At 62.0% G+C, this 11,776-nt stretch carries 12 protein-coding genes; all 12 read left to right on the plus strand.

The features are described 5' to 3' along the window. Positions 1 to 21 precede the first annotated feature (21 nt). Positions 22 to 486 (plus strand): dihydroneopterin triphosphate diphosphatase, encoded by a 465-nt coding sequence (gene nudB, locus LSO07_RS03615; RefSeq protein WP_070257697.1) that lies wholly within the window; start codon positions 22 to 24, stop codon positions 484 to 486. Between the two features lie 19 nt (positions 487 to 505). Next, positions 506 to 799, plus strand: coding sequence for a hypothetical protein (locus LSO07_RS03620; RefSeq protein WP_070257698.1), 294 nt, complete (start codon positions 506 to 508; stop codon positions 797 to 799). Positions 800 to 871: 72 nt separating this feature from the next. Further along, the gene (locus tag LSO07_RS03625) at positions 872 to 1,693 is read left to right on the plus strand and encodes an endonuclease/exonuclease/phosphatase family protein (protein WP_034778424.1); all 822 of its coding nucleotides are present in this window, start codon (positions 872 to 874) and stop codon (positions 1,691 to 1,693) included. A 9-nt stretch (positions 1,694 to 1,702) separates the two neighbouring features. After that, a complete protein-coding gene (gene clsB / locus LSO07_RS03630; protein ID WP_034778426.1) occupies positions 1,703 to 2,866 on the plus strand; it encodes a cardiolipin synthase ClsB in 1,164 nt (387 codons plus the stop codon). Further along, positions 2,863 to 3,252, plus strand: a complete 390-nt coding sequence (locus LSO07_RS03635; RefSeq protein ID WP_034778428.1) for an RNA-binding S4 domain-containing protein — start codon at positions 2,863 to 2,865, stop codon at positions 3,250 to 3,252. The genes clsB and LSO07_RS03635 overlap by 4 nt, the downstream gene beginning before the upstream one ends. A gap of 257 nt (positions 3,253 to 3,509) precedes the next feature. After that, positions 3,510 to 4,112, plus strand: coding sequence for a TetR/AcrR family transcriptional regulator (locus LSO07_RS03640; protein WP_034753385.1), 603 nt, complete (start codon positions 3,510 to 3,512; stop codon positions 4,110 to 4,112). Positions 4,113 to 4,189: 77 nt separating this feature from the next. Then, a complete protein-coding gene (locus LSO07_RS03645) occupies positions 4,190 to 5,980 on the plus strand; it encodes an acyl-CoA dehydrogenase C-terminal domain-containing protein (protein WP_034753387.1) in 1,791 nt (596 codons plus the stop codon). A 14-nt stretch (positions 5,981 to 5,994) separates the two neighbouring features. Next, positions 5,995 to 8,394, plus strand: a complete 2,400-nt coding sequence (locus LSO07_RS03650) for a 3-hydroxyacyl-CoA dehydrogenase/enoyl-CoA hydratase family protein (protein ID WP_151092324.1) — start codon at positions 5,995 to 5,997, stop codon at positions 8,392 to 8,394. Between the two features lie 62 nt (positions 8,395 to 8,456). After that, positions 8,457 to 8,903 (plus strand): PaaI family thioesterase, encoded by a 447-nt coding sequence (locus tag LSO07_RS03655; RefSeq protein WP_035828560.1) that lies wholly within the window; start codon positions 8,457 to 8,459, stop codon positions 8,901 to 8,903. Between the two features lie 60 nt (positions 8,904 to 8,963). Then, complete coding sequence (locus LSO07_RS03660; protein WP_151092326.1) at positions 8,964 to 10,160, plus strand: acetyl-CoA C-acyltransferase; 1,197 nt, start codon at positions 8,964 to 8,966, stop codon at positions 10,158 to 10,160. 73 nt (positions 10,161 to 10,233) lie between these two features. Then, positions 10,234 to 11,013 (plus strand): enoyl-CoA hydratase, encoded by a 780-nt coding sequence (locus tag LSO07_RS03665; protein ID WP_034778437.1) that lies wholly within the window; start codon positions 10,234 to 10,236, stop codon positions 11,011 to 11,013. A gap of 151 nt (positions 11,014 to 11,164) precedes the next feature. Beyond that, positions 11,165 to 11,764 carry a TetR/AcrR family transcriptional regulator gene (locus tag LSO07_RS03670; RefSeq protein ID WP_034778440.1) on the plus strand — a complete coding sequence of 200 codons (600 nt, stop codon included), beginning with the start codon at positions 11,165 to 11,167 and terminating at the stop codon, positions 11,762 to 11,764. Positions 11,765 to 11,776: the final 12 nt, after the last annotated feature.

Genomic DNA, 11,776 nt, shown 5'->3' on the forward strand with positions numbered 1-11,776 from the left:
GGCGCCTTTTTCATTCTTGATATGAGCCATAAAATTCCCGTTTCCGTGCTGGTCGTCATCCATACGGCTGACCTTGATGTCTTGCTGATCGAGCGCGCGGGCCAGCCCGGTTTCTGGCAATCGGTGACGGGTTCCGTCGATGCCGTCGACGAGCCGCTGCTGCAGACGGCCGCGCGCGAATTGTGCGAGGAAACCGGCATCGTTGCCGATGGGCGCGACATCGTGCTGCGCGACTGGAACTTGTCGAATGTGTACGAGATCTATCCGATCTGGCGCCACCGCTATGCGCCTGGCGTGACGCGCAACACGGAACACGTGTTCAGCGTGCAAGTGCCGCGCGACATCGCCATCACCTTGAGTCCCCGCGAACACTTGCAGTACGCGTGGCTGCCCTACCTGGCGGCGGCCGACCGCTGTTTCTCGTCGTCCAACGCGGAAGCGATTTTGCAATTGCCGGCCATGACGGGCCTGGCGCGCCCCACCTGATTTTCCTAGAAAGCATTCCATGTTGAACTGGTTACATTTGACGACGCAGCAAAAACTGCTGGGCACCCTGGGCATCGTTTTTTGCCTGTGCTTTATCTTCCTGCTGTTTGGCTCCACCGTGCCCGGCCGCACGCCACCGATCGGCATGCCGCTGATGGCGATCGGCTGGCTGCTGCACCCGGGTGCGTTTGCCAAGGGCAAGCGCACCGTGGCCTGGCGCGGCGCGCCCTTGCTGGTGAAGATTGTCTGGGCGGCCGGCATTACCGCGCTGATCGTCAGCGTGACGGCGGGCGTGGGACGCATGCTGGCCTGATTGTGCGTGGTAGGTGCGCACGCGCACCTACGCCGGCGCCGTGCGGGGCCTGTCAGGGAGTAGAATCAAGGCATGAAAATCCGCGTAGCAACTTATAATATTCACAAGGGCGTCTCCTCCGTGCGGGGCTTGCCCCGCGTGCATGCCTTGAAGCAGGCGATTGCCCTGTTCCATGCCGATGTCGTCTTTTTGCAGGAAGTGCAAGGCAAGCACGACCGCAATGCGGCCCGCTTTGGCGCCGAGAAAAACGGCCACAAGCATTGGCCGGAAGCGTCGCAGCACGAGTTCTTTGCCGGCGCCGAGCACCATTCCGCCTACGGCATGAATGCCGTGTATGACCATGGCCACCATGGCAACGCCTTGCTGAGCAAGTTTCCCATCGCCTCGCAAACCAATCACGACGTGTCCGACCATGCCTATGAACAGCGCGGCATCCTGCATTGCGTGCTCAAGACGCCGCAGGCGGACGTGCACTGCTACGTGGTCCATCTGGGCCTGTTCGAGTCGGGACGGGGCCGCCAGACGCAGGCGCTGATCGATGCCGTCATGGAATCGGCGCCGAATGGCGAGCCCGTCATCATTGCCGGCGATTTCAACGACTGGCGCAACACGCTCAGCGACAAGCTGCGCAATGCGCTCGGCGTGGTGGAAGTATTCGACCAGCGCGCGTCGAACTCGGCCCTGGGCGACCTGGTGCGCACCCTGGCGCGGCGCCAGACGAAGACGCCGATCCCCGTGCCGGCGCGCACCTTTCCCGCCGCCTTGCCGTGGTTCCGCCTGGACCGCATCTATGTGCGCGGTTTCCATGTGGAAGGCGCGCAAGTGATGCATGGCACCCTGTGGGCAAAACTGTCGGACCACGCGCCGATCGTTGCCGCTTTGAAACTCGCGTAGACTGCCAGCATGCGCACAGTCAATTTCATCGCCCACAATGACATCAAGCTGCTGTATTGCGGCACCGATTACTTCCCCGCGCTGATTGCCGCCATCGACGGCGCGCGCTCGGAAGTCTATTTCGAAACGTATATCTTTGCCGACGACGCCACGGGCACCCTGGTGCTCGATGCGCTTAAACGTGCCGCCGCGCGCGGTGTGCTGGTGTGCATGATCACGGACTGGTTCGGCACGGGCAACCGCCGGGTCAAGGCCATGCATGCGCAGCTGGAAGCGGCTGGCGTGCACCACCGCATCTTCAATCCGTGGTTCCGGCGCGGCATCACGCGCACGCACCGCAAGATTTGCGTGGCCGATGGCGAGATCGCCCTGGTGGGCGGCATCAATATCAACGACGACATGTTTTGCGACTACGACCACAACATCAGCCTGGCAGCGCCGCGCTGGGATTTCGCCGTCCAGGTGAAGGGCCCGCTGGTCGACGCCATCCACGAGGAGGTGCAGGCGCAGTGGGCGAGGCTGGGCAAGATGAACCTGGTGCGGCGTATCAAGCTGTACCGCAAGATGCGCGTGGTCAGCAAGGAGCTGGCGAAGAACCCCGTCGTGGCCGGTTTTGTCGTGCGCGACAACCTGCGCAACCGCCGCACCATCCAGCGCGCCTATTTGCAGGCGCTGGGCCAGGCGCGCAAGAGCGTGATGCTGGCCAACCCGTATTTCGCGCCCGGGCACAAGCTGCGCCACGCCCTGGCCCAGGCGGCCCTGCGGGGCGTGGACGTGGTCCTGTTGATCGGCGTGGGCGAATTCCGCATGCAAGATGCCGTGGCGCACTCGTTTTACCCGAAACTGCTGGCCGCCGGCGTCAAGATCGTCGAATACCGCAAGACGCAGCTGCACGCCAAGGTGGCCGTCGTCGACGATGACTGGGCGACGGTGGGCTCCAGCAATATTGACGCGCTGAGCCTGTTCCTGAACCAGGAAGCGAACGTGGTGATCAAGGACGTGGCGTTCGCGCAAAGCCTGCGCCAGCACATCGAGCAGGGCGTGGCCGACGGCATCGTCATTCACCAGGATGATTTCAAGCACATCGGGCGTTTCCAGCGCATCGGCTATGAAGCCGCATTTCTCGTGTACCGGCTGGTGATGCGCATTTTTTCAGTAGGCAAGTACGCATGAACGAGATGACAACGGTAAGGCTGGACAAATGGCTTTGGGCGGCGCGCTTCTTCAAGACGCGCTCGCTGGCCAGCGAAGCCGTCGACACGGGCAAGGTCAAAGTGGGCGGCGAGCGCGTCAAACCGGCGCGCAGCGTGCGCGTGGGCGACGAGCTGGCCATCGATAATGGCGCGGAGACGTGGGAAGTGGCCGTGCTGGGCCTGTCCGACAAGCGCGGCGCGGCACCCGTGGCACGCTTGCTGTATGGCGAAACGCCGGCCAGCATCGCCCGCCGCGAGCAACTGGCCGAGGAACGCAAGCTGTTCCGCGAGCCGGGCACCACCATCAAGGGGCGGCCGACCAAGCGCGACCGCCGTCAACTGAGCAAGGCAGGCGACCTTTCCTGAGGTTCGTCTGTAGTGGGCAGGCACGGGCGCGCGACGCTTTTGCCTGCCTGAAATCAATAGAAACACGCGGCTTTAGAATGCTGCGCTGCACCAATAGAACGCCGGCTCTAAAGTTCCCGTTTGACTTTTACGTGGTAGTGGATAATAGTACGAGCGTTCGGATTTTTTCGGAGCGTGCTTTTTTTACTCTCGCTTCAGTCCGCCAAATCGGCAACATCACTTTTAGAACGGTACTCTTGAATACTTCAGTCAAATTCATGCGCAAGGGCGAACTGACCCGTGCAGCCATCCTCGACGTGGCGCTGGACCTGTCCAGCCGCGACGGCCTGGAAGGCCTGACCATCGGGCTGCTTGCGGACAAAATGAACATGAGCAAGTCGGGCGTGTTTGCCCACTTTGGCTCGCGCGAAGACTTGCAGATGGAAGTGCTGAAGCTCTATCACTATCGTTTCGAGCAAGAAGTATTTTTCCCCAGCATGAAAGAACCACGCGGCATCCAGCGCCTGCAATCGATGTTTGCGCGCTGGGTCAAGCGGGTCAGCGTGGAAATCGCTTCCGGCTGCATCTATATCAGCGGCGCCGTCGAGTATGACGACCGTCCGGGCCCCATCCGCGAAGCTCTCGTGGCCATGGTGCGGGCCTGGCAGGGTGCGCTGCTGCGCTGTGTCGAGCAATCGATCGCCACGGGCGACCTGAAAGCGGACACGGACGCCCAGCAGCTGGTGTACGAGATGTATGGCCTGATCCTGGCCCTGCATCACGACGCGCGTTTCCTGCGCGTGCCGGGCAGCATCGAACGGGCGCAAGCGGGCTTTATCCGCCTGCTGGCGTCGTACCAGAATTCCGTCACAAGCAAATAAGCCGTCAGGCAGTATCCGCAATAACGCACACGCACTACAAGTACAACACTTTAGCTAATCGCCTTCAGGAGAAAATTATGGGTCAATACGTCGCGCCAATCCGGGATATGCAATTCGTCCTGCATGAGTTCCTGCAAGTGGAAGAAGAACTGAAGCAAATGCCGTCGTACGCCGACGTCGACGCCGACATCATCAACCAGGTGCTGGAAGAGGGCGGCAAATTCACCTCCGAAGTATTGTTCCCGCTGAACCACTCCGGCGACCGCGAGGGCTGCCACCACGACCCCGTCACGAAAAGCGTGACCACGCCGAAAGGTTTCAAGGAAGCCTACAAGCAGTACGTCGAAGGCGGCTGGGCGGCCTTGGCGTGCGATCCGGAATACGGCGGCCAGGGCTTGCCTGTCGTGCTGAACAACTCGTTCTATGAAATGCTGAACTCGTCGAACCAGGCCTGGTCCATGTACCCTGGCCTGTCGCACGGCGCCTACGAGTGCCTGAAGGAGCACGGCACCGACCACCAGAAGGAAGTGTATCTGCCGAAGCTGGTGTCGGGCGAATGGACGGGCACCATGTGCCTGACCGAACCGCACTGCGGCACCGACCTGGGCCTGCTGCGCTCGAAAGCGCTGCCTGAGGCGGACGGTTCCTGGACCATCACCGGCAACAAGATCTTCATCTCGGCCGGCGAGCACGACATGGCGGAAAACATCCTGCACCTGGTGCTGGCCCGCGTACCGGACGCACCGGAAGGCTCGAAAGGCATCTCGCTGTTCCTGGTGCCGAAATTCCTGCCGAACGCGGACGGCACGGTCGGTGAACGCAACCCGATCACCTGCGGCGCCATCGAAGAAAAAATGGGTATCCACGGCAATTCGACTTGCCAGATGAACCTGGACGGCGCGAAAGGCTGGATCATCGGCCAGCCGAACAAGGGCCTCAACGCCATGTTCGTCTTCATGAACGCGGCCCGCCTGGGCGTGGGCATGCAGTCGCTGGGCCTGACGGAAATCGCTTACCAGAACGCGCTGATCTACGCCAAGGACCGCACGCAAATGCGTTCGCTGTCCGGCATCAAGAACCCGGAACTGCCGGCCGACCGCATCATCGTGCACCCTGACGTGCGCCGCATGCTGTTGACGGGCAAAGCCTACGCCGAAGGCGCGCGCGCTTTCACTTCCTACGTGGCGCTGCAGATCGACCGTGAACTGCACCACCCTGACGCCGACGTGCGCAAGGAAGCGGCCGACGAAGTAGCGCTGCTGACGCCCGTCATCAAGGCCTTCATCACCGATAACGCCTGGATCGCCACCTCGGACGCGATGCAAGTGTTCGGCGGCCACGGCTACATCTCGGAATGGGGCATGGAGCAGTATGTGCGCGACGCGCGCATCAACATGATCTATGAAGGCACGAACACGATCCAGTCGCTGGACCTGTTGGGCCGCAAGATCCTCGGTGATAACGGCGCCAAGCTGCGCAAGTTCGGCGAAAAGATCAAGGCTTTTGTCGAAGACAACGGCACCGATGAAGCGATGAGCGAATTTGTCACCCCACTGGGCGACCTGGGCGACAAAGTCACCAAGCTGACCATGGAAATCGGCATGAAGGCCTTCCAGAATCCGGACGAAGTGGGCGCGGCATGCGTGCCTTACCTGCGCGTCGTCGGCCACATGATCTACAGCTACCTGTTCGCGCAGATGGCCAAGATCGCCCTCGAAAAAGAATCCAGCGGCGACAAGTTCTACACCGCCAAACTGGCTACCGCACGTTTCTACTTCGCCCGCTTGCAGCCTGAAACGGCAACCCTGATCCGTCAGGCGCGTTCCGGTTCGGCCAACTTGATGGCACTCGACGCAGACCTGTTCTAAGACTTGAGGAAAATATGACCAATTTCATCGTTAAAAAAGTAGCCGTCCTCGGCGCCGGCGTGATGGGCGCGCAGATCGCCGCCCACTGCATCAACGCGAAAGTGCCGGTCGTGCTGTTCGACCTGCCGGCAAAAGAAGGTCCAAAGAATGGCATCGTGCTGCGCGCCATCGAGAACCTGAAAAAACTGTCGCCTGCTCCGCTGGGAAACAAGGATGACGCCGCGCTGATCCAGGTGGCCAACTACGAAGACAACCTGGACTTGCTGGCCGGTTGCGACCTGATCATCGAAGCCATCGCCGAGCGCATGGACTGGAAACACGACCTGTATCAAAAGGTCGCACCGCACATCGGCCCGAACGCGATCTTCGCCTCGAATACCTCGGGCCTGTCGATCACCAAGCTGGCTGAAGGCTTCGACGCCGACCTGAAATCGCGCTACTGCGGCGTGCACTTCTTCAACCCGCCGCGCTATATGCACCTGGTCGAGATCATCCCGACCGAGTTCACCAAGCCCGAGATCAGCGATCAGCTGGAAGGCTTCCTGACCACCACCCTGGGCAAGGGCGTGGTCCGCGCCAAGGATACGCCGAACTTCATCGCCAACCGCGTTGGCGTGTTCGGCATCCTGGCCATCGTGCACGAAGCCGAAAAATTCGGCCTGTCCGTGGACGTTGTCGATGACTTGACGGGCGCCAAGCTGGGCCGCGCCAAGTCGGGCACCTTCCGCACGGCGGACGTGGTCGGCCTGGACACCATGGGCCATGTGATCAAGACCATGCAGGACTACCTGCCGAACGATCCGTTCGCTGCCGTCTACAAGACGCCGGCCGTGCTGGCGCAGCTGGTGGAAAAAGGCGCGCTGGGCCAGAAGAGCGGCGCGGGCTTCTACAAGAAAGTCGGCAAGGAGATCCAGCGTCTGGACTTCGCCACCGGTGAATACGTGGCCGGCGGCGCCAAGGCGGCCGACATCATCGCCCGCATCCTGAAGGAAAAGGATCCGGTCAAGAAGATGAAGGCGCTGCGCGAATCGACGAATCCGCAAGGCCAGTTCCTGTGGGCGATCTTCCGCGACGCTTTCCACTACATCGCCATCCACCTGGACACCGTGGCCGACAATGCGCGCGACATCGACTTCGCCATGCGCTGGGGCTTCGGCTGGAACGTCGGCCCGTTTGAAACGTGGCAGGCATCGAACTGGCTGCAGGTGGCCAACTGGGTCAAGGAAGACATCGATGCCGGCCACGCGCTGTGCAATGCGCCGCTGCCAGCCTGGGTCTTCGAAGGTCCGGTCGCTGAAAAAGGCGGCGTGCACACGCCGGAAGGTTCGTACTCCGCCGTGTCGAACAGCTTCGTGCCGCGTTCGACCCTGTCCGTGTATGACCGCCAGCCATTCCGCGCGCCCGTCCTGGGCAGCGGCGCCATCGACGGCAAGACGGCCGGCACCACCGTCTTCGAAGACGAATCCGTGCGCGTCTGGCATACGGGCGACGATGTGCTGGTCATCTCGTTCAAGACGAAGATGCACGTGATCGGCGAAGGCGTGATCAATGGCCTGAAACTGGCATTGGCCGAAGCCGAGAAGAACTTCAAGGGCCTGGTGATCTGGCACGCCGACGCAGCCGAAGGCGGCGCCTTCTCGGCCGGCGCCGACCTGCAATCGGCCCTGCCGGCATTCATGCAAGGCGGCGTGAAAGCCGTCGATCCGATCATCGCCGAACTGCAGAACACCTTCATGTCGCTGAAATACGCGAACGTGCCGGTGATCGCCGCGGTGGCCGGCCTGGCATTGGGCGGCGGTTGCGAACTGGCGCTGCATGCGTCGAAGCGCGTGGCCTCGATCGAATCGTACATCGGCCTGGTGGAAGTGGGCGTGGGCCTGATTCCAGCCGGCGGCGGCTTGAAGGAAGCGGCGCAGCGCGCCTACAAGGAAGCCAAGGGCAACGACATCCTGCAATTCCTGAAAACGGGCTTCACCAATGCAGCCACCGCCAACGTGTCGAAATCGGCGCTGGAAGCCAAAAAAATGGGCTACCTGAAGGAAGACGACGTGATCGTGTTCAACGCCTACGAGCTGCTGCACGTGGCCAAGGTCGAAGCGCGCGCCATGTTCGACGCGGGCTTCCGTCCGCAACTGCCGTCGCTGATCCAGGTGACGGGCCGTTACGGTTGGGGCACCATCAAGGCGCAGCTGGTCAACATGCGCGACGGCGGCTTCATTTCGGCGCACGATTTCAAGCTGGGCGAGATGATCGCCGAGATCGTATCGGGCGGCGACGTGGACCAGGGCAGTTTCGTCAGCGAACAGTGGCTGCTGGATATGGAACGCAAGGCATTCCTGGAGCTGTTGAACCATCCGAAAACCCAGGAACGGATCATGGGCATGATGCAGACCGGTAAGCCGGTACGCAACTAAGCCTGGCGTCGATGAAGATCCTGCCGTTGGTATTTAAAGTATTACTGCGCGTGAGGCCAAGCATGGTGTATGACCGTATCAAACAACAGATGATGGACACCTTGCCCTTCGTGCGGCTGCTGGGGATCAGCATCGACGACATCGGCGCCGGCACCTCGAAGGTGTCGATGCCGGAAGATCCAAAACTGAATAATCACCTGGGCACGCAGCATGCGGGTGCCTTGTTTACCCTGGCCGAAACGGCTTCCGGCGCGGCCATGGCTGGCGGCTTCGCCGAGCTGATACTGGGCTTGCGCCCGGTGGCCAAGGAGTCGCGCATCCAGTACCAGAAGGTGGCCCGGGGCGCGACGCGCGCCGAAGGCCGGGTACCGGGCGACCTGGCTGCCTTGAAGGCGCAGCTGGCGCAGGATGGCAAGGTGGCGTTTCCCGTGGAAGTCGATATCTTCGACTCCGAAGGCACGCTGGCGGCACAGGTGACGGTGGACTGGTATTTGTCGCAGAAGCGATAAGCCTCTATCCCGGACATTCGACAGAACACGAACCTCGTTCAACATCTTTGAAAGCATAAAATGAGCAAACAACTTCAAGACGCCTACATCGTCTCTGCAACCCGCACCCCGATCGGCAAGGCGCCGCGCGGCATGTTCAAGAACACCCGCCCGGACGACCTGCTGGTGCGCGTGCTGCAATCGGCCCTGGCGCAAGCGCCTGGCCTCGACCCTGCGTTGATCACTGACGCCATCATCGGCTGCTCGTTCCCGGAAGCGGAGCAGGGCTTCAATATCGCGCGTAACTCGGTGCTGCTGGCCGGCTTGCCGAAAACCGTCGGCGGCGTCACCGTCAACCGCTACTGCGCTTCGGGCATCACGGCCATTGCCATGGCGGCCGACCGCATCCGCGTGGGCGAAGCCGACGTGATGATCGCCGGCGGCATCGAATCGATGTCGATGGTGCCGATGATGGGCCACCACCCATCGATGAACCTGGACATGTTCAGCGACGAGAATATCGGCATGGCTTACGGCATGGGCTTGACGGCCGAAAAAGTGGCGCAGCAATGGAAAGTGTCGCGCGAACAGCAGGACGCGTTCTCCGTTGAATCGCACCGCCGCGCCATCGCCGCGCAGCAAGCCGGTTTCTTCAAGGCGGAAACGACGCCAGTGGAAATCATCACGCGCACGCCGAACCTGGCTACCGGTCAGGTCGACGTGAGCCGCCGTACCGTCGACACGGACGAAGGCGCGCGCGCCGATTCGTCGATGGAGTCGCTGGCCAAGCTGAAGCCTGTCTTCGCCGCCAACGGCAGCGTGACCGCTGCCAACAGCTCGCAGATGTCCGACGGCGCCGGCGCGCTGCTGATCGTCAGCGAAAAAATCCTGCGCGAGCATAACCTGACTCCGCTGGCGAAATTCTCCTCGTTCGCCGTGCGCGGCGTGCCGCCTGAAATCATGGGCATCGGTCCGAAATTCGCCATTCCAGCAGCGTGCGCCGCCGCCGGCATCACGCAAGACCAGCTGGACTGGATCGAGCTGAACGAAGCGTTTGCGGCACAGGCACTGGCCGTCATCGGCGACCTGGGCCTGGACCCGGCAAAAGTCAACCCGATGGGCGGTGCGATCGCCCTGGGCCACCCGCTGGGCGCCACCGGTGCCATTCGCGCCGCCACCGTGATCCACGCGCTGCAGCGCACCAAGCAGAAGTACGGCATGGTCACGATGTGCGTGGGCGCCGGCATGGGCGCGGCCGGAATTTTTGAACGCGTATAAGTCTGGCTGAGTAAAGCAATAAAACAGGGCGCTGTGGGATGACTCCGGCGCCCTTTATCTTTTTGGAGACGACATGGATATTTTGTGCAGCAAGAGCGAGGGCATCCTGACCCTGGAATTCAACCGCCTGGAACGCAAGAATGCGATCACGGGCGCCATGTACCAGACCCTGGCCGATGCGCTGGTGGCGGCCGAGACGGATGATGAAGTACGCGCCATCCTGATCTGCGGCAAGCGCGAGATTTTTACGGCAGGTAACGACCTCGATGACTTCATGAAGACGGCGCGCCCGAAGGATGGTTCGCTCGACCATGACCGTCCCGTGTTCCAGTTCATGCGCGCCCTGTACGGCAGCAGCAAGCCCGTGGTGGCAGCCGTGTCCGGCCCGGCCATCGGCATCGGCACCACCTTGCTGATGCACTGCGACCTGGTCTACGCGGCAGACAACGCCAGCTTCTCGATGCCGTTCACGCAACTGGGCCTGTGCCCGGAATTCGGCTCCAGCCTGCTGCTCACCCAATTGGCCGGCTACCCGCGCGCGGCGGAAAAGCTGATGCTGGGCGAAGCGTTCCCGGCCAGCGAAGCGCTGGAAATGGGCCTGGTGTCGAAGGTCGTGCCCCTGTATGACTTGATGACCTTCGCGCAAGGCCAGGCGGCCAAGCTGGTGGCCCTGCCGGCCGCCTCGATCCGCGCCACCAAGCGCCTGATGAAGCAAAGCCGCATGGAACCGATGAAGGCGGCCATCGCCGACGAAAACAAACTGTTCAGCGCCATGCTGGGCGGCGCCGAAGCGAAGGAAGCGTTTACGGCCTTCTTTGAAAAGAGGAAGCCGGATTTCAAGAAGTTTGCCTAAGCTGGCTGGCCGACTGCGGCTGCCGGGGTCAGACCCCCGCGCCCTCTGGCGCAAGCCTCTGCATTAGCGGCCTTGAGGGTCCGACCCCAGAATTTGTTTCTGGGTTTACTTTATTCTAGACGACTGGTCTAATTGTGCTACAATACCTCGCATGAAAGCTGAATACACCGACGTGCGCCAGCACATTATCGACCAGGGCAAGGCCATCATCACGCGCAAGGGCTTTGCCGGCGTGGGACTGAACGAGATCTTGTCGGCCGCCGACGTGCCCAAGGGCTCGTTCTACCATTACTTCAAGTCCAAGGAATTGTTTGGCGAAGCGATGCTGGAAGATTACGTCACCGGCTACCTGGACGAAATGGAGCTCGTGCTGGGCCAGCCCGGCCAGAACGCGGCGCAATCGCTGATGGCGTATTGGGCCAGCTGGACGAGCGAGAGCCTCGATGGCAGCGGCTGCGACTGCCGTTGCCTGGTGGTCAAGCTCAGCAGCGAAGTGGCGGACATGTCGGAACCGATGCGCGTGGCGCTGCTCGATGGCACCCACCGCATCATCGCCAGGCTGGCGCTGGCCATCGCGCGGGGCAGGGTGGACGACTCGCTGCCATCGGTGGCTGATCCGGCGCAGATGGCTGCCACCTTGTATCAGCTGTGGCTGGGCGCGGCGATGCTGACCAAGCTGCGGCGCGACGCCAGCGCCCTGCAAACTGCCTGGCGGGCGACCCTGGCGATGTTGCAGCTGCCGCCGGACTAATGGGCGGGCGCC

It is taken from the genome of Janthinobacterium sp. PLB04 (assembly GCF_021165895.1).
Classification (GTDB): domain Bacteria; phylum Pseudomonadota; class Gammaproteobacteria; order Burkholderiales; family Burkholderiaceae_D; genus Janthinobacterium; species Janthinobacterium lividum.